This is a genomic window from Komagataeibacter xylinus NBRC 15237, assembly GCF_001571345.1.
Classification (GTDB): Bacteria; Pseudomonadota; Alphaproteobacteria; order Acetobacterales; family Acetobacteraceae; genus Komagataeibacter; species Komagataeibacter xylinus.
Window position 1 is genome coordinate 1 of sequence record NZ_BCTP01000033.1, and the last position, 22,457, is coordinate 22,457.

The following is a 22,457-nucleotide window of genomic DNA, read 5'->3' on the forward strand; positions in this document are numbered from 1 at the left end:
CTTTTATTTTTTAAAATAATGTTGTTCATTGGAGAGTATTTATTCAAAAATATACGCCATTTTGGAGGATATTTTCTTATAACATATGATTATTTACTACTAAATATGTGAAATTACATCGTGCATGATTACTTTTGTAGGCGGTTTTCCAAATGAATATTTGACATACAGGGCAAGATCAATCAGCCGACTACGCCGGCCCGGTTCTGAAATATATTTCTCAATCATGTAAAGGAGTAGTTTTTTGACGTCTTCATTTGGCATATCGTTCTGTATTATAAAATATTTTATGTAATAATATATGGTATTTAAAAAATTATACTAATAAAAGTTTTTGGTAAAGCTTTTTTCAAAAAGCTTTGAGAAAGACCGCTTTATCTAAAAAGCGGCCTACGGAATTTTATTCTTTCCCAAACACGCTCTGCACGCCTCAGGAGCGGAAGCGGCGGTGGTAATCGGCGTTGTAAAGCGCACTTTCACGGAAGTCATGCATGCCCAGCGCCCGGCCCACCAGCACCAGCGCCGTGCGTTCGATGGGGTTTTCGGCCAGTTTTGCGCCAATGTCGCCCAGCGTGCCGCGCAGCACGAGCTGGTCGGGCCATGTGGCGCGCGCCACGATGGCCACGGGGCAGTCCGCGCCATAAAACGGTGTGAGGTCGGCCACGATCTGGTCCAGCACGTGAATGGCCAGATGGATGGCCAGTGTTGCGCCCGTCGCACCAAACGCGGCCAGCTTCTCACGCTCCGGCATGGCCGAGGCCCGGCCGCTCACGCGCGTCAGCACCACGCTCTGGGCCACTTCCGGCACGGTCAGTTCGCGCCCCAGCACCGAGGCGGCGGCGGCAAAGGCAGGCACGCCGGGGGTCATGGTCCATGGAATGTCGTTGCGGTCGAGCCTGCGGACCTGCTCGGCCACGGCGCTGTACACCGAAAGGTCGCCCGAATGCAGCCGCGCCACATCCTGCCCCGCTTTATGCGCGCGGATATATTCCTGCTCGATCAGGTCGAGCGTGAGGGGTGCTGTATCAACCAGCCGCGCATCGGGCGGGCAGTGGGCCAGCATCTCGGTCGGCACGATCGAGCCTGCGTACAGGCATACCGGGCATTTTGCCAGCAGATCGCGCCCGCGCAGGGTCAGCAGGTCGGCGGCACCGGGGCCTGCGCCAATGAAGTGTACGGTCATGCATCCTCTCCCTGTGCCATGGCACATGTTGCACCGCCGCCCGTCAGGCGCGGCACGATCAGCCTTGAGTGTAGTCCTGCCGCCGCCAGCGCGCAGCCTTCCGCCACCGAGGCCACGCCAAGGGCGGCCTGCGCGCGGGGGGACCGGGTGACGCAGCGCGGCTGGGCGGCCAGCAGTTCATCGTGTGTCACCGCCCGCAGCGCCAGCCCCAGATGGCGGGCGGCTGCCTGCACACCCGCCTCGCGGTAGCGGAAGGCGGGCACGGCCACAAGCGCCGCCTGCTTGCCACAACGTTCCTGCGCGGCCAGTACAAGGGCAATGAGGGCCTGCGCATCGCACAGGCTGCGCAGGCCCAGCCCGGCCACGATCATGCGGGTTTGCTCACGGTGTAGCTGGTCACGGTCATGCCGGGGCGAAAGCCGTGAAAGCGCCCGATCGGCTCCAGCCGCTCCACATGCAGCCGCGTCAGCGTGCCGCCCTGGCGGGCATGGGCGGCGATGACCGCGCCCTCGCTTTCCAGTGTAACGGCATTGGCCACCAGTCGCCCGCCGGGGCGCAATACGTCCCATGCCGCCTCGAGCATGCCGGGGTTGCTGATGCCGCCGCCAAGGAAGATGGCATCGGGCGCATCCAGTCCCTCGGCCCGCATGCGGGGCAGGATGGCGGGTGCCTCGCCCGCCATCACGCGCAGGCCGGGCACGCCAAGGGCGAGCGCATTGTGGGCAATCCGCGCACCACGTGCGGGCGACTTTTCAATGGCGATGGCGCGGTTGGCCGGGTGGCGCAGCATCCATTCAATGCTGATCGAGCCTGAGCCGCCGCCAATATCCCACAGCATCTCACCCCGCCGTGGCGCCAGCACCGAGAGGGTGACAGCCCGGATCTCGCGCTTGGTGATCTGCCCGTCATGGTCGAACATCCCGTCCGGCAGGCCACAGGTCAGCGGGATGACCTGCGCATTCCGGTCAGCCACCACTTCCAGCGCCATCAGGTTCAGCCGGGGCGGCAATGGCCCTTCGGCCCGCGCGGTCTCGGCTACCGTGGCGGTGTGGTGGCCTTGCCGCGGGCCGCCCAGCGCACCGAGCACATGCAGCACGGAGGCCCCGAAACCGCGCCCGTCCAGCCAGCGGGCAAAGGCATGGGGCGTGTGTTCATCAGCCGAGAGCACGACCAGCCTGCCACCGGGTTGCAGTGCGGGGGCCATGGCCTCCATCGGGCGGCCACACAGCGAGAGCACGCTCACATCCTGCTCCGCCCAGCCCAGCAGGTTGCAGGCCAGCGCAGCACAGGAGGGCGCGGGCAGGCACGTCATCTCCGCCCGTTCCACATGACGGCGCAGTGTCGTGCCAATGCCGAACAGGAACGGATCGCCCGAGGCCAGCACGCACACGCGCCTGCCCCGCCAGCGCAGCACTTCGGCAATGCCATCGGCCAGCGGGTGCGGCCAGGCCAGCGTCTGGCCCGTTATCAGGGGGCGTGCCAGGGCAAGGTGGCGCGTGCCGCCCACCACAAGTTCCGCGCCTGCAACCAGCGCACGGGCGGCGGCGGGCAGGCCCTCGACACCGTCTTCGCCAATGCCGATAACATGCAGCCATGGCGTGCTCATGGTGTAGCCTCACAACAGGCGGGAAAGATGGGATGCGGGTTCTGGTTCTGGGCGGCACGACGGAGGCCCGCCAGCTTTATGCAGCACTTGAGCAGCGGACTGACCGTTTTGCGGTTACCGTCTCGCTCGCCGGGGCCACCCGCGCGCCGGTCCTGCCCAGACTTGATGTACGCATTGGCGGTTTTGGCGGCGTGGACGGTCTGCGTGCGTGGCTTGTGGCCCATCATGTCGAGGTCGTAATCGACGCCACCCACCCCTTTGCCGTGCAGATGAGCAATCATGCGGTGGCCGCCTGCACGCAGGCCCATGTAAGGCTGCTGCGCGTGCAGCGCCCCGGCTGGACGCCTGTTGTGGGCGATCGCTGGACCCGCGTGCCCGACATGCAGGCCGCAGCGGACGCATTGGGCACTACACCCCGCCGCGTGCTGCTGACCGTGGGGCGCAAGGACCTGCTGCCCTTCCATCATGTGGGGCGGCATGACTGGCTGCTGCGTTGCGTGGATGCGCCTGATCCCGCCTTGCTGCCTGCGGGCACGCGGCTGCTGCTGGCCCGTGGCCCGTTTGATGAAGCGGGCGAGGAAGCGCTTTTGCGCCGGGAACGGATTGATGTGATCGTGACCAAGAATTCCGGCGGCACGGCAACACAGGCCAAGCTCGCGGCGGCCCGCAGGCTGGGCCTTGGCGTGATCATGGTCGAACGGCCGCCCGTGGCCCCGGCTGAGACCGTAACGGATGCCACGGCTACCATGGCATGGCTGGAAAGCCTGTCGGGATTGTGTGGAAAACCTGCTCACGAAAAACCCTAGAATCAATAAGAAGTTTTTGGTGAAGCTTTTTTCAAAAAGCTTCGAAAAGACGCCGCCTTTTTGAAAAAAGGCGGCACCCGGAAACTTTTATCCTGCCTTATCCACCCGCCGCGCGGTGTAGAGCCATTTTTCCCCATTTGCCCGCTCAATGGTGTGGGTCAGCGGGCAACCGATCAGCACCAGCGTGCTCATATCCACCTGCTCAGGGTCGGCATGGGCGATATCGGTCAGGATCACGCGCTCATCGGGGCGACCAATGGCGCGGGCGAAGGCAACCGGAACCGAACCGGGCAGGATGGTGCGCAGCAGGGCGAACGCCTCGCCCAACTGGTGCGGGCGGGCTTTCGAGCGCGGGTTGTACAGCGCCATCACCAGCCCGGCCTCCGCCGCCGCCGCCAGACGTTTGTGCACGACCTCCTGCGGCTTGAGGTTGTCGGACAGCGAAATGACGCAGAAATCCCCGCCCAGCGGCGCGCCCAGCCGGGCGGCGGCGGCCAGCACGGCCGAGACGCCGGGAATGACCGTCACCTCCACCCCGCGCCACGCATCGGGGCCGTGGTCAATCGCCTCGAACACCGCACTGGCCATGCCGAACACGCCCGCATCGCCACCCGACACGACCGCAACCGTGCGCCCTGCCAGCGCCAGTTCAATGGCGTGCTGGGCGCGTTCAAGCTCCACGCGGTTATCGCTGGCATGGCGCACCACGTCGGGGCCTGCCTGCACGCGGGCCACATAGGGCGCGTAGCCGATCAGGTCGGTGGCCTGCGCCAGTGCGGCATCAGCCTGCGGGGTGCGCTGGTTTGCAGCACCCGGGCCGAGGCCCACGACAAAGATGCGGCCACTCATCGCGCGCCCTCCCGCCCCGGCACGAGGATGATGGAGAAATAGGGGGCAGGCCCGGTCATCTCGGTCAGTTTCAGGCAGCGCTGGGCGGGCTGGCTGGCGCGTTCCACATAGATCGCACGCCCCTCGCGCCCGGTGCGGCGCAAGGCAGTGCGCACTTTTTCAAGGTTGCGGCCCAGCTTCATGATCACGGCGGCATCGGCTTTTTCCAGCCAAGCCACCAGTGCTGCCTCATCCAGCGTGCCGGGGATGACGCACAGCACGTCATCGCCATGCACCATGGGGCGCTGTGCTGCCGACCAGCAGCCGCTCATGGCGGTAATGCCGGGCACGATGGCGCACTCGAAACGCTCATGCAGCCGGTCGAACACATACATCGCCGAGCCAAACAGGAACGGATCACCCTCGCACAGAAGCGCTACGTCCTGGCCTGCCTCAAGGTGGGTGGCGACCCGGGCCGCGCAGTCATCATAGAACTGGCCCATGCGCATGAGGTAAGCGGGGTCGCTGACCGAAATCTCGGTGGTGAAGGGGTAGGCGAAGCGCAGCGTGGTGGCGTCAGGGCCAATCATGTCGCCTGCAATCTGGCGGGCATGGCCGGGGCGGTCGTGGCGGCAGAACCAGCCAACCACCGGGCTTTCACGCAAAAGGCGCGCAGCCTTCAGTGTCATGAGTTCGGGGTCACCCGGCCCCATGCCGAGTATGGACAGGCGGCCCGTGCTCATTCCGTGTCACTCGCCAGCGCATTGACGGTGGCCGCCGCCATGGCGCTGCCGCCCAGCCTGCCGCGCACGATGATGAAGGGCAGGTCGCCAAATTCGGCCAGCGCCTCCTTCGATTCGGCGGCACCCACAAAGCCCACCGGCATGCCGATCACGGCAGCCGGGCGGGGCGCGCCCGCGCGGATCATCTCCAGCAGGTGAAACAGGGCCGTGGGCGCATTGCCAATGGCCACCACGGCACCATCCAGCTCAGCACCCCACAGGTCCATTGCTGCGGCTGAACGGGTATTGCCGATCTGTTTCGCAATTTCCGGCGTGCGCGGGTCGCGCAGGGTGCAGATGACCGGGTTATCGGCAGGCAGGCGCGCGCGGGTCACGCCGTGGGCGACCATGTTGGCATCGCACAGTATGGGCCTGCCTGCCTTCAGCGCCGCCTGCGCGCTGGCCACGAAATCGGGCGACATGCGCACGGCTTTCGCCACATCCACCATGCCGCAGGCGTGGATGATGCGCACCACCACGCGGGCTTCGGCCTCACTCAGGCCGCCCAGGTCGGCTTCTTCACGGATGATGGCAAAGGAACGGGCATAGATCGCCGCCCCGTCGTGAATGTAGTCGTACGGTTCCGTTTGCGCGGTCATGCCGGTTGGGTTCTCCCGTTCCGTGGCGTGGTCAGGTTGCGGGGCCAGCCCCGCAGGATGTGCTGTATCTGTGCCAGCGAAAGCCCGTTGTCTACAGGCGTATCAGCCGCCCGGCCATGCGGGCACAGGCCATAGCCATCCGGCTGCGCCACCAGCGTGATGTCGGCAGGCGTGGGGTGGGCGCAGCCCTTGGGGCAGCCCGATACGTGCAGCGTGGCCCGCGCGGGCAGGTCGGGGGCCAGAAGGGCGGCATCGGCAATCACGTCACGCGCGGCGCAGCCACAGCCGCGCGTGCCGATGCAGGCGCTGATGCGCAGGCGCGGGTCATCCGCATGCGTGATCAGGCCGGGCAGGGGCGGGGCGGTGGCGCAGTCTTCAAACACGATTGCGCGCTGGGGGGTAATGCGCATGTGGCCGTTGCCCGCCTGCACGGACCATTGCGCCACGGCATCGAGCAGGTCTGCTTCCATCGGGCCGGGGGGGAGTGCAGCACCCGTAGCGTGGCCGGGCAGGGGGCCAGCGAGGCAGGGCGCATGCGCCGTGGTGGGGGGGGCTGCCCGTGTGGCCTCAAGCTGGCCAAGGCGGGCAAAGGCCCGCGCGCCAAGGGCCGGATCGCGCAGGGGGCGGCCACTACAGGCCGCCAATGCGTGTGCCAGCGCAAGCACCGTGGGGGCAATGGCGGCGGCAGGGCAGGGCAGGGCGCGCGCGCCACACACCACCAGCCAGCCAGTCTCCTGCGTCCGCACCACGATATCAGCCCGCAGCATGCCTGCGGGCACATAACCGCCGCACTCCACCGCAATCACGAACTTGGCGGGCAGGCCGCGCAGGGTATCGGCTCCGGCCAGTGCGGCATCAAGGGCGTGGATGATGGCGGGGGCATCGGGTGCGGCATCAGGGTCGATGCCCGCCAAAGGCGAGAGCAGCAGGCCCCGCCGGGCCTCGGTCGCGGCGTCAGGGCTGGCAAGGCCTGCATCCGCCATGTCGCGGGCGAAGGCGCGGGCGCTGTCCGGTGTCAGGCCACGCAGTTGCAGGTTGCCCCGGCTGGTCAGTTCAATCAGCCCGTTGCCATGCGTGCGGGCGGCGCGGGCTATGGTGTGGGCCTGCGTGGCGGACAGGCGGCCAAGCGGCGGGCGCACGCGCACCAGCCAGCCATCGGCGGCCTCCATTGGGGTGTGCAGGCCGGGGCACCAGCCGCGCACGGAAGGGGCCGTGGTCATGGCGCGGGGTCCAGCAGCATGGCGGCACTATTGCTGCGTGGCCGCCACAGGTCGCGGCGCAGGGCATCGGCCATGAGGCGGCGGATCGCGGCATGGGCATCGGGGTTGGCCGCGAGCACGAAGGCGTCCATTTCCGGGTCATCGAGCAGGCGGCTGAAGGCGAGGTCGAACTGCCGGTCGAAGCGCGCGGGCATGGTGGCGGCAAAGCCGTGCAGGGCTTCCACGCCGCGCGCGATCTCGGCGGCCCCCCGGTAGCCATGGCGGCGCATGCCCGCAAGCCAGGCCGGGTTGGCCAGCCGCCCGCGCACCACGCGGGCCACCTCCTGCACCGTGCCGCGCAGGCGGGGGGCGTCGGGGCGTGATGTATCGCCGTGCACAAGGCGGGGCGTGTTGCCCAGCATCGTGGCGGCCGCCGCCATGCCGCCCTCATGGGTGGCCATGTCCACGCTCTCGAGGATATCGGTCTCGGCATGGTCTTGCACATGCAGCAGCACGCCCGCCTGCGCCATGCGCCCGGCCAGGATGTCAGGTGCCTTCCCGCCTTCGCGCCCGCCGCCATAGGTCCACGCCGAGCCATCAAGCCATGCCTGTCCCAGCCCGTCGCGTTCGCGCCACTGGCCACTGGCCAGCACATCTTCTACTCCCGTGCCATAAGTGCCGGGGGCTGCGCCAAACATGCGGGCGGTGGCGGTGTGCCGGGCTGTTCCTTCAAGCCCTGCGGTGCTGGCGGCCAGCGGGTTAAGGTCGGGGGCCTCGAACGTGCGGGCGGCAATGGCCTGCACCGCCTGCTCGAACAGCGCGATCTGGCCGGGAAAGGCATCACGGAACAGCCCCGACAGGCGCAGCGTCACATCCACGCGCGGGCGGTCGAGTGCTGCCATGGGAATGACCTCGATGCCGCTTACGCGCCCCGATGCGCCATCCCATACCGGTTTCACGCCCATCAGCAGCAGGGCCAGGGCCAAGTCCTCGCCGCCGGTGCGCAGGCTGGCCGAGGCCCACAGGTCGATAACCAGCGCGCGCAGCGGTTCGCCCTGATCCTGCAGGTGTTCCTCCAGCAACAGCGCCGCCGTGCGCCCGGCCAGCACCAGCGCCGAGCGGGTGGGAATGGCGCGGGGGTCCATGGCATAGAGGTTGCGCCCCGTGGGCAGCACGTCGGCCCGGCCACGGGTGGGGGCACCTGCGGGGCCTGCTGGCACGAATCGCCCATCAAGGGCGGCCAGCAGGGCGGCGGCCTCCGCCGCGCCGCAGGCATGCAGGCGGGCAGGCAGGTCGGCTGGCGCGTTTTCGCCACAGGCGCGGGTGATGGCATGGGCCAGTTCCACTGTCCGGGTGGGGGGGCGGCCAAACACATGCAGCCCGTCGCGGATCTGAAGGTCCTTTACATCGCACAGATAGGCATCGAGCCGGGCGAGGGCTTCATCCTCGTTATCGGCGCGGGCAATGCCGCCTTCGTCGAGCAGGCCCAGATCATCCGCGCGTTGCAGGATCTCGCCACGCAGGATGGCGCCGCGCCTGCGGTCCAGCCCGTCGGCTGCGGCATATTCGTCAATCAGGCGTTCGAGTTCGCCGGTATCGGCGCCTGCGCTGTTCACGGGCGCGATGGGTGGCGTCATGTGGCCGATGGTCACGGCGCCCAGCCTGCGCCGCGCCGCCGCCGCCTCGCCGGGGTTGTTGACGATAAAGGGGTAGATGACCGGCAGCCCCCCCACCAGCACCGAGGGCCAGCATTCAGCCGATGGCGCCGCCGCCTTGCCCGGCAGCCATTCCAGCGTGCCATGCGTGCCCAGATGCACCATGGCGTCCAGCCCGCAGCCATGGCGCAGCCACAGGTAGAAGGCCACATAGGCATGGCGCGGGGGGGTGTCGGGGTCATGGTAGCCGCCGTGGCGGTCGGTTGTCGTGCCCCGGTCGGGTTGCAGCGCCATCAGGATGTGGCCTGCATGCAGGTGGCGCAGGGTGAACCGGCCATCGCGCACGGAAGGGTCATCCTCCGGCGCACCCCAACAGGCGGCAAGCTGGTCACGCAGCGCCTGCGGCAGGGCTTCGAGCCACGCGCGATAGGTCGCAACCGAAACAAAGGGCGTGGCAGGCGCGCGGGCCAGTGCATGCACCAGTTGGTCCGCCGTGGGCGTATCGCCCGTGTCATAGCCCGCTGCGTGAAGCAGGCTCAGGATGTGTTCAAGGCTTGCAAAACTGTCCAGCCCCACGGCATGTGCGGCCTGCCCGGTGGGGGCACCCTGTGCGCCGGGGTAGTCGGAGAGGATGATGCCGATGCGCCGCTGGTCAGGTAGCTCATGCCCCAGCCGCGCCCAGCCCAGCGCGCGGGCGGCGGTCAGCGCAATGCCCTGCGCATAGGGCACATGGCGGGCGGGCTGGCCGGGAGTGGTGTCGTCCTTGAAGGAAATGGGGAAGGCAGGGATACGGCCATCAAGTCCGGGCAGCACCACCTGCATGGCAAGGTCGGCCTGCGACAGGCCGCGCACGCTGTCGCGCCATAGCGCATGAGGAATGCCGGGCTGCTGCACCTGCAACACCGGCACGCCCGCCACATCAAGCGGGGACTGGTTCTGCGCCCCGGCGCGTGCGGAAAAGAAGGTGGCGTTTATGATGGCATCCGGTGGCGCATCCGCCAGCCGGGCCGTAACGAAAGCCGCTGAATCCGGGTTCTTGAGGGAGGTGACATAAACAAGGTCCGCCCCCATGCCGCGCCGCTCCAGTTCAGCGGCCAGTGCCGTGATGGGCGCGATATCGGCGGCCAGCAGGTGGGCGCGGTAGAATACCACCATGGCGCGAAATGGCAGGGCCGGGTTGGCGGCATGCAGCACGCCCGCGGGCGGCAGCGGCTCGGCGGGCGCGCCATCATCCGGCCCGCGCCCGGCAATATGGGCCATGAGCCGCAGGGCGGTGGCGGTGTTGGCGGCACCGCCCGTGCGCAGCAGGGCATCGAGCCGTGTGCGGAGGGCATCGGGCACGGTGGAGCGTTCGGCAAGGCGTGGATCATCGCGCCCGTCGCCCGCCAGCAGCACCAGTGGAATGCCCGCCTGCTGGCAGGCCCGTGCTAGTTCCTCCACCCCGTAGCGCCAGTATTCCAGCCCGCCGAGCAGCCGCACCACCACGCAGCGCGACTCCATGATGGTGTCGGCTACGTACAGGTCGATCGACATGGGGTGGCGCAGGCGCGCAAGCGTTGCGGTGCGCAGGCTGGCCTCGGGGGCGGCGCCTGCCGCGTGGGCGGCGTTGAGGCACAGCAGGTCGCTGTCTGAAAAGGACAGGAACAAGATATCAGCCGGGGCATGGCCGAGGTCTTCGGCCTGATCGGCTTCATCGAGCGTGCGGACCTCGCGTGCCAGCAGGTGCATGATGCGGCTCCCGTCTGTCCGTGCCTTACGCCTGTGCCAGTGCCGCCGCGATGGCGGCCTGATCCAGCCCCTTCTGGCCGATCACCACAAGGTTGCCGGTGCGCGGGCCATCCTTGGGCACGGGCTGGTCGAACTGGTGGCGAAAGCGGCTGCCAACGCCCTGCACGGCCAGTCGCATGGCCTTGCCGCGCACGGTGGCGTAGCCCTTCATGCGCAGGATGTCGTGCTGTCCGGCCAGTTTTTTCAGGTGGGTGATGAAGCCTTCCACGCTGTCCTGCTCGGGGATGGGCAGCACGAAGCTCTCGAAATCATCATGCTCGTGCTCGCCGCCCTCGGCATCATGGTGCGAGGGGCGGGCATCGAGGTCGTCTTCCGCCGCCGCATCGAGGCCGAGCAGCACGGCGGGGTCAACCTGCCCGTCGGTTGCGCGCACGACCTTGACCGCGCGCGGGATCTCGGCGCGGATCGCAGCCTCGACCGTATCGGCCTGCGCGGGCGTCATGAGGTCGGTCTTGTTGAGCACCACGAGGTCGGCGCACAGGAGCTGGTCCTCGTACACCTCGGCAAGGGGGTTGTCGTGGTCGAGCGAGGGGTCGGCTGCCTGCTGGCGGGCGACTTCGGCGGGGTCATCGGCAAAGCGGCCGGCTTCCACGGCGGGGCCATCAACCACGGTGACGACGCCATCAACCGTCATGCGCGTGCGGATGGTGGGCCAGCCGAACGCCTTGAGCAGCGGCTTGGGCAGGGCGAGGCCGGAGGTCTCGATCACGATATGGTCGGGCGGGGTCGCGCGGTCGAGCAGGGCCTCCATGGTGGGCAGGAAGTCGTCGGCCACGGTGCAGCACAGGCAGCCATTGGTCAGCTCGACAATATCCTCATCCGTGCAGCCTTCCACGCCGCAGGCGCGCAGCATGTCGCCATCGATGCCCAGCGTGCCGAATTCATTGACCACGATGGCAATGCGCCTGCCTTTGGCATTGGCCAGCACATGGCGCAGAAGCGTGGTCTTGCCCGCGCCCAGAAAGCCGGTGATGACGGTAACAGGCACTTTGGCGCGGGCCGTGGTGGCAGTGTTCATGGTGGTCAGACTCCGGAAAAGAGGGATGCGGGAAAGCGGCCGCGCACCATGTCGCTCAGGCTTGCGGGCCTGCGCGAGGGCATGACGGTGCCTTTGGCCGATGCGGCATAGGCGTCGATAAAGGTCAGCAGGTCGGCCGCCTTTTCAGGGCCAAGGTTGGCCAGTAGCCAGCCCCATTTGCCCGGCGTGGCGACCACGGCGGTGCAGCCGTCGTTGCAGGCGGCAAGGCAGGCGACTTCATGCACCACAATGTCGGGGTTGCCCTTGGCCAGCGCCTGCATGGCATCGTGCAGTTGCCTGCCCTGCGGGTTGTCCGATGCGGGCAGGCCCCGGCGGCAGGTCACGCACACATGCAGGTGCACGGGCGGAGCAGGGGTGGTGTCTGGCGGGGAAGAAGCATTCATCTGGTCCGTGCCCTTTCGCGGCGCTGCCGCGCGGGCGGCAGAAAAGCGGGGTGCGCGGTCATGCCCCGCCCGGCAGTGGTTTGCCGGGTGGTGGCCAGTCGCGTGCCGGGCACCCCGCCAGCCATGCGATCGAAACGGTATATATCCCGCACGGGCGGGGATGGCAGGTCTCCTGGCTTGTGGCGAAGGGCGCGGCGGGGCACGCTCTCAATATCCGGCAGCCTTCCCGGCCCTTATGGGGCCAGTGGCGGGGCCGGTGCGGGCACCGGGCCGGATTCGACCACCTACAGTTGCGGGGGCAGCGACGGAATTGCCATAAGGCGCACCGTCTTCCCTATTCTCCCTGTTGGGGGAACCATCAGGGGCCGATCTAGCCGATTGCGGGCCGCGCTGTCAAAAAAAGCACGGCCGGTTTCAGGGCCAGGGCGCGCCGCTCGTGGCCAGCCGCCATGTGGCGTGGCGGGTGAGCACAGTGCGGGTCAGGGGGGCGATATCCAGCCGTGTCATCATGGCGCCATCGCCCCCAAGGGCCGCGATGGCAAGGGCGCGGATGGTCGTGGCATCGGCCAGCACCAGCATGCGCGCGGGCGTTGCGGGGAGGGCTGCCAGCCATGCGCCGGCGCGGCGCAGCAGCGAGTCGCGGCTTTCACCCCCCGGCGGGGCAAAGCTGGCATCCCCCACCCAGCGGGCCAGATCGGCAGGGGGCAGGGCCTTGAGCGACAGCCCATGCCATGATCCCATGTCAGCAGCATTCAGGGCGGGCACGGCTTCGCAGGCAGTGGGCCCGATGGCGTGGCTCAGGGCGGGGGGCACGAAAAGGCGGTCGGCTGGCGGCAGGGTGTCCATGAAGCCCGCGGGCAGGGTGGGAGCGGCGTCACGCGCGGGTATGACGCCCCGGCGCAGGTCATCGGGCGCGGGCAGGGCAATGCAGGTCAGGCTCTGGTTCATGATGCCCTGCGTGGCCCGAAAGGGTGGGGCGAGCAATGGATGATTGACCTTGCCGGTCGATTTTGAAACTATGGTGGAAGATCCGGTTACACGGCAAGGGCATTGCATGCCGCCCTGTCATGCCATACTGCTCCGGGTCGAGCATGATCCATGGAGTTTTTCAGCATGAGCCAAGACACATCCGTCCTGTCCGCCAATATTGCCGCCCCGCCGGTTGCCATCCCGGTGCGCGACCTGCTGCCGTGGGGTGTGTTCGGGCTGGTTCTGGCCTCGCTGCTGATCTACTTCGTTGGCGCGGAGCAGGGGGCGACTTCGCTCATTTCCGGGCATTATGTGCATGAATTCGTGCATGATGGCCGCCATCTGCTTGGCTTCCCCTGCCACTAAGGGGCGCGGGGCATCCGCCCCGCATGGCCTGATGTGAAGAACGGCATGCGCCCCTCGCGCCTGCCGTTTTTTATTGCCTGCTTCAAAAGCAGAAGTTTTTGGTGAAGCTTTTTTCAAAAAGCTTCAAGGAACGCCGCCTTTTTGAAAAAAGGCGGCACCCAAAAACTTTTGTTATTTTCAATCAGTCAAGGTGGACGACCGTCCGCCCCCTTATATGCCCCGCCAGCAGGCGCGGCGCGATGTCGGGCACCTCGGCCAGGGCTGCGTCATGCAGCATGCTGTCCAGCCGGGTGGGGTCGATGTCACGCGCCAGCCGCGCCCAGGCTGTCATGCGGCGGGGGCGGGGGCACATCACGCTGTCGATTCCCTGCAGGCGCACATTGCGCAGGATGAAGGGGGCCACCGTCAGCGGCAGGGTCATGCCCCCGGCCAGCCCGCAGGCCGCCACCGTGCCGCCATGCGTGACGGAGGCGCACATCGTGGCCAGCACTTCGCCCCCCACCACGTCAATCCCGCCCGCCCAGCGCGCCTTTTCCAGCGGTTTGCCGGTAGGGGCCAGCGCCTCGCGCGGCAGCACTCCGGCAGCACCCAGGCTGGTCAGATAGGCCTGGAGTTGCGCCCGCCCCGTTACCGCCACCACCTGATAGCCCAGTTGCGCCAGCAGCATCACGGCCATGCCACCCACGCCGCCGCCCGCGCCACTTACGATGATGGGGCCGGAGGCAGGTGTCAGCCCGCCCTCTTCCAATGCCATTACGCACAGCATGGCCGTAAAGCCCGCCGTGCCGATTCCCATCACCTGCCGCCCCGACAGGCCCGCCGGGTGCGGCAGCAGCCACCGCCCCGGCAGGCGGGCCATGCCAGCCAGGCCGCCCCAATGCTTTTCTCCCAGCCCCCAGCCAGTGGCCAGCACCTGATCGCCGGGGCGGAAGACCGGGTCATCGGAGTGAAGGACGCGGCCTGCAAGGTCGATGCCCGGAATCATGGGAAAATGCCGCACCACCGGCGCGCCGCGCGTCATGGCCAGGGCATCCTTGTAGTTCAGGCTGGATTGCGCGACCGCAACCGTTACATCGCCCTGCGGCAGGCTTGCGGGGTCGAGCTGTTCCAGCCGGGTGGTGGTCTCGCCATTGGCCTGGCGGATCATGAGGGCCTCGAACATGCGGGCGGGTTTCCTTGCTGGGGGGTGAGAACGGGAGCGTGCCGGGCCTTCATGCGCCCTTGAGGAGGGTCTTCGCTATTTACAGCCGTGTGATTTCGCATGAACGTGATGGACGGATTGCAATAAACAACTGATCTGGAACCAAATTTTCCAGAAATCGGGCCATGCGCAAACGGGCGGCTGGCGCACGGCCCCCATGCGCCCGCCCGTGGCATGAAAATGCGCAGGGCAGGTGTGAGATCGCCCCGCTACCTGTGCCTGTTGCGCTGTGGTGTGCTGCTTTTTCAGCCAGCATTGCACAGGCAGGAGGCATGCCTATGTCCGACAGTCCCGTTACTTCCTTTTCCGCCCAGTCCTCCATGAACGCGCTGTGGCAGGCCCGTTATGGCACGAAGCCGCCTGAAAAACCGCTGCCCGAAAGCCCGGTGGCACGCAGCCTCATGGCGCATCGCTCCGTGCGGCATTTCAGCCCCGCCCCCCTGCCTGAAGGCGTGGTGGAGGCAGCGATTGCCGCCGCCCAGTCGGCCTCGAGTTCATGCAACCTGCAGGCGTGGAGCGTGATTGCCGTGCGCGACCCCGCGCGCCGCGCCCGGCTGGCCAGAATAGCGGGTGATCAGGCTTTCATCGCGCAGGCGCCGCTGTTCCTGGCGTGGGTGGTGGACCTGTCGCGCCTTGAGCATGTGGGCTATGCGCAGGGCCACGCACTGCCGGGGCTGGACTGCCTCGATACATTTCTGGGCGGCGTGGTGGATACGGCGCTGGCGGGGCAGAACGCGGCGGCGACGTTTGAATCCTACGGGTTGGGAATCGTGTACGTGGGTGCCGTGCGCAACCAGCCAGAGGCCATTGCCGCCGAGCTTGGCCTGCCGCCCAGGACATTCGCGCTGTTTGGCATGAGCGTGGGCTACCCCGACCGCGCCCGCCCCACCGCCATCAAGCCGCGCCTGCCGCAGGCTTCGGTGCTGCATGAGGAACGCTACAACCCTGCCACTGCTACCGATGATGCCAGCATCAGGGCTTATGACGCCTGCCTCGAAGCCAGCCGCGCGGGCGCGCGGAGCTGGAGCGAGAGTGTGGTGGCGCGGCTTGGCGATGTTGGCGCGCTCCATGGCCGCGAGCACCTGCCCGCCACCCTGCGTGCCTTGGGTTTTGTGCTGGGCAAGGCGTAAAAGCAGGGGTCATGCGCACAGGGCGGGGTTGACCGGCGCAATGTTCTGGTGAACTTCTGATGTGGTTGCCCGCGGCTTGAGGCGGGCAGGGGCGCGCTCCGTATGGCGCGCCAGCGCCATGATGAAAGAGAAATAACGGCTATGGACAGCGCCACTTCCCTTCCCTTCACGCTTTCACCCTCCGCGAACCCGGTCTCGCCCGAGCGCCGGGCGGAAATTCTGGCCAATCCCGGTTTCGGGCGTGTCTTTACCGACAACATGGTCGTGATCCGCTACCAGGAAGGCAAGGGGTGGCACGATGCCCGCGTACAGCCTTATGCGCCGTTCACCATCGACCCGGCGGCGGCCGTGCTGCACTACGCGCAGGAAATTTTCGAGGGCATGAAAGCCTACCGCACGGCGGAAGGCGGCATCACCCTGTTCCGCCCGCAGGCCAATGCCGCGCGCTTCCGCAAATCGGCGGCACGCCTTGCCATGGCCGAACTGCCCGAAGACGTGTTTGTCGAGGCCGTGCGCCAGCTTGTGCGCGTGGACCATGCCTGGGTGCCGGGCAAGCCGGATGAGAGCCTTTACATCCGCCCCTACATGATTGCGAGCGAGACGTTCCTTGGCGTCAAGCCCGCGTCGGAATACCTGTTCATGGTCATTGCCTCGCCCGTGGGGGCGTATTTCGGGGCGGAAGCGGTGAGCGTGTGGGTGTCCGATTTCTGTCGCGCCGCCCCCGGCGGCACGGGCGAGGCCAAGTGCGGTGGCAACTATGCGGCAAGCCTGCTGGCCCAGCAGGAAGCCAAGGGCCATGGCTGCGCGCAGGTGCTGTTCCTTGATGCGGTGGAGCGCCGCTGGATCGAGGAAATGGGCGGCATGAACGTGTTCTTCGTGTTCGATGACGGCTCGATTGCCACTCCGCCGCTGACCGGCACCATCCTGCGTGGCATCACCCGCGATTCGCTGCTCACCCTGGCGCGTGAGATGGGCCTGAATGTGCGCGAGGAGCCTTACGCCATTGACCAGCTTTATGCCGATGCCGCCTCGGGCCGCCTGAAGGAAGTGTTTGCCTGCGGCACGGCGGCGGTGGTCTCGCCCATCGGGCGCTTCCGTGGCCATAAGGGCGAGGCGGTGATTGGCAACGGCGCGGGCATTGGCCCGGTGACCGAAAAGCTGCGCAATGCCCTGATCGGCATCCAGCGCGGCACGGCGCCCGACACCCATGGCTGGGTGGAAAAGGTGATCTGAACCCAGAAGAAGTTTTTGGTGAAGCTTTTTTCAAAAAGCTTCGAAAAACGCCGCCTTTTTTCAAAAAGGCGGCACCCAGAAACTTTTATCTTTCTTCGGTGTCCGGTTCCGGTCATTGGCGTTAAATGGACGGGTCATGCCATAAGGCGTGGCCCGTTTTTGATTGAAGATGACCCCACGGGCGGCAGAAGGGCTGGAGACCAGATACGATGGATGCAAACCGGCTGGATGTGACAGGCCAGTGGGAGGGGCAGTTCAGCTACCCCCATGCGCTGCCGCCGGAGTCGTTTTCCGCATCGCTGTTTGAGGCAGGAGCCATGCTGGGCGGCACGGTCACGGAACGCGCGCCATCGGCGCAGGCGTGCTTCATTGCCACCGTGCAGGGCCAGCGCCATGGCGTGACCGTGCGCTTTACCAAAACCTATGACGGCAGCGGGAACCGCCAACACCCGGTGCTCTACACCGGCCTGCTCAATGCCGATGGCACCGAAATTGAAGGGGAGTGGCGGATTGCCGGGTCATGGTCGGGGGCATTTCGCATGTCGCGCCGCAAGGGTGCTGCAACCGCTGCACGACGTGAAGCCGAAGCCCTGGTCGATTGAGTCCGTGCCCCTGATTGTTCCCGATCCAGACCGGAAATCTCAAAAATGATCTATGAAGGCCCGCGTGACATGACGGATCAGGAGATCGAGGCGGTCCTGTCCGACAGTGCTGCGGGCGCGCGACGCAGGATCGAGGCCGTTCTGTCAGCCATTTATTACGGTGAATGCGAATGGGCCGGAGATATCCTGATAAAGGAATTCAGTCGCGCGGATGAAGACGAACGCATTTCCCTGTGCATCCTGTCGGGAACCTATTACCTCATGCGCAAGACGACTTACAGGATCAGGGAAAGCCTGGCCTTGGCAAAGGCGTTCCATAAGACAGTGAATAAACAGATACCTTATGCCGAAGGCACTGTACAGGACTGCATTGAAGAGCTGGAACATTGCATGAAAATTTTTGGCAAGAAATGATCCGGTTTGCGGTGAATATTTTTCAAACAGACAATTCCCGGCACCCTGATTCATGACAGGCAACAGATTGATCCCGGCAACCGGGATTTCCGCATTCTGTATTCTGTTGCTGTCTGCCGCCTGCATGGCTCATGCGAGACCGAAAGCCGTGCCGGCTGACACGACATGGTCACGCGTGCCGGGCACGGCGCAACTGGCCGGTTATGCCTACCGGCGTGCCTTCAGGCATGTCAGCGTGCCAAACGGGCATGGGGGGCTGATCCAGTACAGTACGGGCAGGGGCGCGCTGCTCACCTGTGCGGGTCAGGACGTGCTGCTCATGCCGCAGGGCGCGCCGTTTGACCGGGCGGTGGACAACATGTTCCGCTACAATGTCCTGACGGATGCAGCCCTTGCGCCTGCCGATGTGGCACAGGACTTGCGGCACCTGACCTGCGGGCCTGACGGGCATTTCACATTTGGCGACCTGCCTGCCGGTGCGTGGTATGTCGTGACCATGATTGGCAGCGATCCCGGTGATGTGGCAGTCAGCGCGGTCCGCACGCAGGCGGATCAGACCGCTCATGTTACCTTGCAGCATCGCTGGAACTGGCCACCTTCATGGCGGCATCCACCATCCCTGTGGTAGAATGCCGATAGAAGTTTTTGGTGAAGCTTTTTTCAAAAAGCTTAAAAGAGTACCGCCTTTTTGAAAAAAGGCGGCACCCGAAACCGTCTGTTTATTCCGCAGGCGTCGCAGCCTCATCCACCGGCACGTAAAGCCGGTTGCCATGGGTGCGGAACTCCTCCTTTTTCTGTTCCAGCCCGGCCATGCGCTCGGCATTGGCCTTGAGGTCGTGGCTGATGCGCATGGAACAGAATTTGGGGCCGCACATGGAGCAGAAATGCGCGTTCTTGTGCGCCTCGCGCGGCAGGGTCTCGTCATGGTACGAACATGCCGTATCGGGGTCGAGCGAGAGCTTGAACTGGTCGTTCCAGCGGAAGTCGAATCGCGCGCGGCTGATGGCGTCATCGCGGATCTGCGCCGCCGGGTGCCCCTTGGCCAGGTCAGCGGCGTGGGCAGCGATGCGGTAGGTCACAACCCCCACCTTCACGTCATTGCGGTCGGGCAGGCCGAGATGTTCCTTGGGCGTGACGTAGCACAGCATGGCGGTGCCGAACCAGCCGATCATGGCAGCGCCAATGCCCGATGTAATGTGGTCGTAGCCCGGCGCGATGTCGGTCGTGAGCGGGCCGAGCGTGTAGAAGGGGGCCTCGCCGCATTCGCGTAGCTGCTTTTCCACGTTGACCTTGATCTTGTGCATGGGCACGTGGCCCGGCCCCTCGATCATGACCTGGCAGCCTTTGGCCCAGGCGATTTTGGTCAGTTCGCCCAGCGTTTCAAGCTCGGCGAACTGGGCCGCGTCATTCGCATCGGCAATCGAGCCGGGGCGCAGGCCATCACCGAGCGAGAACGAGACATCATAACGGTGCATGATGTCGCAGATTTCCTCGAAATGCTCGTACAGGAAGCTCTCGCGGTGATGGTGCAGGCACCACCCGGCCATGATCGAGCCGCCACGCGAGACGATGCCGGTCACGCGGTTGACGGTCAGCGGCACATGCTGCAACCGCACGCCGGCATGGATGGTGAAGTAATCCACGCCCTGCTCGGCCTGCTCGATCAGCGTGTCGCGGAAGATGTCCCATGTCAGGTCCTCGGGCACGCCGCCCACCTTTTCCAGCGCCTGATAGAGCGGCACCGTGCCGATGGGCACCGGGGCGTTGCGCAGGATCCAGTCGCGGATGTTGTGGATGTTGCGGCCCGTTGAAAGATCCATGACCGTATCCGCGCCCCAGCGGATGGACCAGACCATTTTCTCCACTTCCTCCGCCACCGATGAGGTCACGGCGGAATTGCCGATATTGGCGTTGACCTTCACCAGGAAGTTGCGCCCGATCACCATCGGCTCAAGCTCGGGGTGGTTGATGTTGGCGGGCAGGATGGCCCGGCCCGCGGCAATCTCGGAGCGCACGAACTCAGGGGTGACGAAGGCAGGGATGTCAGCGCCAAAATCCTCGCCATTGGCGCGGCGGTCCTCGGCACCCTCGACCATGGTGGCGCGGCCAAGGTTCTCGCGGTGGGCGGCGTAGATCATCTCCTGCGTGATGATGCCTGCGCGCGCGAACTCATATTGCGTGACCATCTGGCCCGCGCGCCCCTCATGCACCACATGCGGCGCGGGGCAGGCGGGGACCAGATTCTCGCCCTTGGCAAAGCCGTTATCTTCCGGCCGTACGGCGCGCGGCCTGACCGCAGGGAGGCCACGGGTTACGATCCACGGCGCGCGGACGGGTTTGAGCCCCTGGCGCAGATCGATGTGGGCATTGGTGTCGGTATAGGGGCCGGAGGTGTCATACACGCGCACCGGCGGTTCGTTGGCGCTGGGTTCGAGCGCTATTTCACGGAACGGCACGCGGATATCCGCATGCCCTTCGGGCGATGACCAGACCTTGACGGACCCCATGATGGGGCCGGTGGTGACATGGTCGGGAGATGAAGGCGAAGCGGCGGTCGTCATGGCAGTGCTCCTCGCATCCTCTCTCCGACAGGGGGTGTGGAGAGAAAATCGGGGATGCCACGCCTCATGCGGGCGACCGCGTGCCAGGGGCAGGCGGCGTGTTGCCGATTGTCCGCACCAGTCCCTCCGCCGGTATGAGCCGGATCAGGTTCCCCGGAACGCACAATGCGCCCGGAAGGGTCTCCGCGCGCAGGGTGGCCCCTGCCAGCGGTCTCTCAGCCCCTTGCCGGGACTCCCCTTGGTCCGGTCAGGATCATCAATCGCGCCTGTCTTGTCAATCATGCAGGCAGGACGCGGGGCGCAGGACCTGAAAAAGAATTCGTGTGCCGATTTGCCAGCCGCCCTGTTGTGATAGAATGGCATGGAACATCATTTTGCGGGGAAGCGGTACAGTAATGGCAGCAAGCACGATTTCCAGCCGGATTGCACAGGGTAGCGGGCGCGCGGTGGCCGATACCGTCATCCGTAATGTGCGTCTGTTCGATCTGGTGACGGGGGAGCTGCTGCCAACCGATATCGCCATCTGTGGCGACACGATTGTCGGCACGCTCGACCATTACGAGGGCACGAACGTGATCGAGGGCCGGGGCCGCATTGCCGTGCCCGGCTTCATCGATACGCACCTGCATGTCGAATCCTCGCTCATCACGCCCTTCGAGTTCGATCGCTGCGTGCTGCCCCACGGCGTGACCACCGCCATATGCGACCCGCACGAGATGGCCAACGTGCTCGGCCGCCCGGCGCTGGATTACTTTACCGAAGCCGCGCTGCGCACGGTCATGGACCTGCGGGTCAACCTGTCGAGCTGCGTGCCTTCCACCCATCTTGAAACCTCGGGCGCCACGCTGGGGGCCACCGACCTGCTGGCCTATCGCGACCACCCCAAGGTGATTGGCCTGGCCGAGTTCATGAACATTCCCGGCGTGCTCAATGGCGACCCGGTCTGTATGGAAAAGCTGGAAGCCTTTGCCGGTGGCCATATCGACGGCCATGCCCCGCTGCTGCGCGGGCGCAGGCTTAATGGCTACCTCAGTGCGGGCATCACCACCGACCACGAGGCCACTACGGCTGAAGAGGCGCTGGAAAAAGTGCGCAAGGGCATGATGGTGCTGATCCGCGAAGGTTCGGTGTGCAAGGACCTGCGTGCGCTGGTGCCGCTGCTCAACCCGGTTACGTCGCCGTTCTTCGCCTTCTGCACCGATGACCGCAACCCGCTGGAAATCGCGCATGAAGGCCATCTGGACTACCTCATCCGCCTGGCCATCTCGCTCGGCGTCGAGCCGCTGGCCGCCTATCGCAGCGCCTCGCTCAGTGCGGCCAATGCCTTTGGGCTGCGTGACCGGGGCATGATCGCGCCGGGCAGGCGCGCCGATATCGTGCTGCTTGATGACCTGCGTGAATGCGTTGTGTCGGACGTGATCAGCGCGGGCCGCCTGGTGGATGACGCGCTGTTTGCCGCCCGTGAGGTCATTCCCCCCGTGGGGCTGGAGAGCATCAGCCTGCCCGCCCCGGTCAGTGCCACGGACATGGAAATAAAGGGCAGCGGCACGCAGCGCCCCGTGATCGGCCTGCTGCCCGGCCAGATCATCACACCCTTCCTGCATGCCGACCTGCCGGTGGCGGATGGAATCGTGCAGCCTGACGGGGCGCAGGATATCGCGCGCATCTGCGTGGTGGCGCGGCATGGGCATAACGACAATATCGGCCGTGGGTTTGTGAAGGGTTTTGGCCTGTCGGGCGGGGCGCTGGCCTCATCGGTGGGGCATGACAGCCATAATATATGCGTGGTGGGCATGAACGATGCCGACATGGCGCTGGCGGTCAACCATCTGGAAAAGACCGGCGGCGGCTTTGTGGTGGTGCGCGATGGCGCAGTGGTGGCCGACATGCCGCTGCCCGTGGCCGGGTTGATGAGCGATGCGCCGTTCGAGACCGTGCGCGACCAGCTTGAAGTGCTGCGTGCCGCCGCCCGCGCCCTGGGCTGCCAGCTTGATGAGCCGTTTCTCCAGCTTGCCTTCCTGCCGCTGCCGGTGATCCCGCACCTCAAGATCACGGATTTCGGCATGGTCGATGTCAACCGGATGGAACTGGTCTGATCCGGCCAGGCAGGAAG

21 protein-coding genes and 1 riboswitch are annotated in these 22,457 nt (G+C 65.9%); of the genes, 8 read left to right on the top strand and 13 right to left on the bottom strand.

Annotated elements, in window-relative coordinates; all coding sequences use genetic code 11:
* Window positions 1–430: 430 nt before the first annotated feature.
* The 3 genes from cobM to GXY01S_RS11990 are packed head-to-tail and all read right to left on the bottom strand — an operon-like array spanning window position 431 to window position 2,789.
* Entirely contained in the window at window positions 431–1,183 is a 753-nt protein-coding gene (cobM, locus tag GXY01S_RS11980; protein WP_061275389.1) for a precorrin-4 C(11)-methyltransferase, read from the bottom strand.
* Window positions 1,180–1,554 (bottom strand): cobalamin biosynthesis protein, encoded by a 375-nt coding sequence (locus GXY01S_RS11985; RefSeq protein WP_061275391.1) that lies wholly within the window; start codon window positions 1,552–1,554, stop codon window positions 1,180–1,182. The genes cobM and GXY01S_RS11985 overlap by 4 nt, the downstream gene beginning before the upstream one ends.
* Window positions 1,551–2,789 (bottom strand): bifunctional cobalt-precorrin-7 (C(5))-methyltransferase/cobalt-precorrin-6B (C(15))-methyltransferase, encoded by a 1,239-nt coding sequence (locus tag GXY01S_RS11990; protein WP_061275393.1) that lies wholly within the window; start codon window positions 2,787–2,789, stop codon window positions 1,551–1,553. Before GXY01S_RS11990 ends, GXY01S_RS11985 begins: the two co-directional genes overlap by 4 nt.
* Window positions 2,790–2,821: 32 nt before the next feature.
* Here GXY01S_RS11990 and GXY01S_RS11995 point away from each other — a divergent pair, with 32 nt between their 5' ends.
* Window positions 2,822–3,595, top strand: coding sequence for a cobalt-precorrin-6A reductase (locus GXY01S_RS11995; RefSeq protein ID WP_061275395.1), 774 nt, complete (start codon window positions 2,822–2,824; stop codon window positions 3,593–3,595).
* Between the two features lie 87 nt (window positions 3,596–3,682).
* On the opposite strand, the gene cobJ is transcribed toward GXY01S_RS11995, so the two are convergent.
* From cobJ to GXY01S_RS12035, 8 genes are all read right to left on the bottom strand, one after another.
* A complete protein-coding gene (cobJ, locus tag GXY01S_RS12000; protein WP_061275397.1) occupies window positions 3,683–4,444 on the bottom strand; it encodes a precorrin-3B C(17)-methyltransferase in 762 nt (253 codons plus the stop codon).
* Window positions 4,441–5,166, bottom strand: coding sequence for a precorrin-2 C(20)-methyltransferase (locus tag GXY01S_RS12005; protein ID WP_061275400.1), 726 nt, complete (start codon window positions 5,164–5,166; stop codon window positions 4,441–4,443). Before GXY01S_RS12005 ends, cobJ begins: the two co-directional genes overlap by 4 nt.
* A complete protein-coding gene (locus tag GXY01S_RS12010; protein ID WP_061275402.1) occupies window positions 5,163–5,804 on the bottom strand; it encodes a precorrin-8X methylmutase in 642 nt (213 codons plus the stop codon). Before GXY01S_RS12010 ends, GXY01S_RS12005 begins: the two co-directional genes overlap by 4 nt.
* On the bottom strand, window positions 5,801–7,024 hold the full coding sequence (gene cobG, locus GXY01S_RS12015; protein WP_061275404.1) for a precorrin-3B synthase: 1,224 nt from the start codon (window positions 7,022–7,024) through the stop codon (window positions 5,801–5,803). The genes GXY01S_RS12010 and cobG overlap by 4 nt, the downstream gene beginning before the upstream one ends.
* Window positions 7,021–10,386 carry a cobaltochelatase subunit CobN gene (gene cobN, locus GXY01S_RS12020; protein WP_061275407.1) on the bottom strand — a complete coding sequence of 1,122 codons (3,366 nt, stop codon included), beginning with the start codon at window positions 10,384–10,386 and terminating at the stop codon, window positions 7,021–7,023. Before cobN ends, cobG begins: the two co-directional genes overlap by 4 nt.
* 25 nt (window positions 10,387–10,411) lie before the next feature.
* Entirely contained in the window at window positions 10,412–11,464 is a 1,053-nt protein-coding gene (gene cobW / locus GXY01S_RS12025; protein WP_061275409.1) for a cobalamin biosynthesis protein CobW, read from the bottom strand.
* A gap of 5 nt (window positions 11,465–11,469) precedes the next feature.
* Window positions 11,470–11,868, bottom strand: a complete 399-nt coding sequence (locus GXY01S_RS12030; RefSeq protein ID WP_061275412.1) for a DUF1636 family protein — start codon at window positions 11,866–11,868, stop codon at window positions 11,470–11,472.
* A gap of 145 nt (window positions 11,869–12,013) precedes the next feature.
* Window positions 12,014–12,243: riboswitch (cobalamin riboswitch) on the bottom strand.
* Window positions 12,244–12,282: 39 nt separating this feature from the next.
* Window positions 12,283–12,816, bottom strand: coding sequence for a histidine phosphatase family protein (locus tag GXY01S_RS12035; protein ID WP_061275415.1), 534 nt, complete (start codon window positions 12,814–12,816; stop codon window positions 12,283–12,285).
* 165 nt (window positions 12,817–12,981) lie between these two features.
* Between GXY01S_RS12035 and GXY01S_RS12040 the strand changes: the two genes are divergently transcribed.
* Complete coding sequence (locus GXY01S_RS12040) at window positions 12,982–13,203, top strand: CbtB domain-containing protein (protein ID WP_061275445.1); 222 nt, start codon at window positions 12,982–12,984, stop codon at window positions 13,201–13,203.
* Between the two features lie 181 nt (window positions 13,204–13,384).
* Here GXY01S_RS12040 and acuI read toward each other — a convergent pair whose 3' ends face one another.
* Window positions 13,385–14,365, bottom strand: a complete 981-nt coding sequence (gene acuI / locus GXY01S_RS12045; protein WP_061275417.1) for an acrylyl-CoA reductase (NADPH) — start codon at window positions 14,363–14,365, stop codon at window positions 13,385–13,387.
* A gap of 317 nt (window positions 14,366–14,682) precedes the next feature.
* On the opposite strand from acuI, the gene GXY01S_RS12050 reads away from it, so the two are divergent.
* From GXY01S_RS12050 to GXY01S_RS12070, 5 genes are all read left to right on the top strand, one after another.
* Window positions 14,683–15,534 carry a nitroreductase family protein gene (locus GXY01S_RS12050; RefSeq protein ID WP_061275419.1) on the top strand — a complete coding sequence of 284 codons (852 nt, stop codon included), beginning with the start codon at window positions 14,683–14,685 and terminating at the stop codon, window positions 15,532–15,534.
* 141 nt (window positions 15,535–15,675) lie between these two features.
* Window positions 15,676–16,767 (top strand): branched-chain amino acid aminotransferase, encoded by a 1,092-nt coding sequence (locus GXY01S_RS12055; protein ID WP_061275447.1) that lies wholly within the window; start codon window positions 15,676–15,678, stop codon window positions 16,765–16,767.
* Window positions 16,768–16,976: 209 nt separating this feature from the next.
* Window positions 16,977–17,369, top strand: coding sequence for a hypothetical protein (locus tag GXY01S_RS12060; RefSeq protein ID WP_061275420.1), 393 nt, complete (start codon window positions 16,977–16,979; stop codon window positions 17,367–17,369).
* Between the two features lie 69 nt (window positions 17,370–17,438).
* Window positions 17,439–17,783 carry a hypothetical protein gene (locus GXY01S_RS12065; RefSeq protein ID WP_146222764.1) on the top strand — a complete coding sequence of 115 codons (345 nt, stop codon included), beginning with the start codon at window positions 17,439–17,441 and terminating at the stop codon, window positions 17,781–17,783.
* 148 nt (window positions 17,784–17,931) lie between these two features.
* Window positions 17,932–18,411: a hypothetical protein gene (locus tag GXY01S_RS12070; RefSeq protein ID WP_169797743.1), complete on the top strand. Its 480-nt coding sequence runs from the start codon at window positions 17,932–17,934 to the stop codon at window positions 18,409–18,411.
* Between the two features lie 91 nt (window positions 18,412–18,502).
* On the opposite strand, the gene thiC is transcribed toward GXY01S_RS12070, so the two are convergent.
* Window positions 18,503–20,344 (bottom strand): phosphomethylpyrimidine synthase ThiC, encoded by a 1,842-nt coding sequence (gene thiC, locus GXY01S_RS12075; protein WP_061275426.1) that lies wholly within the window; start codon window positions 20,342–20,344, stop codon window positions 18,503–18,505.
* A 395-nt stretch (window positions 20,345–20,739) separates the two neighbouring features.
* Between thiC and ade the strand changes: the two genes are divergently transcribed.
* On the top strand, window positions 20,740–22,440 hold the full coding sequence (gene ade, locus GXY01S_RS12080; protein ID WP_061275428.1) for an adenine deaminase: 1,701 nt from the start codon (window positions 20,740–20,742) through the stop codon (window positions 22,438–22,440).
* Window positions 22,441–22,457 lie beyond the last annotated feature (17 nt).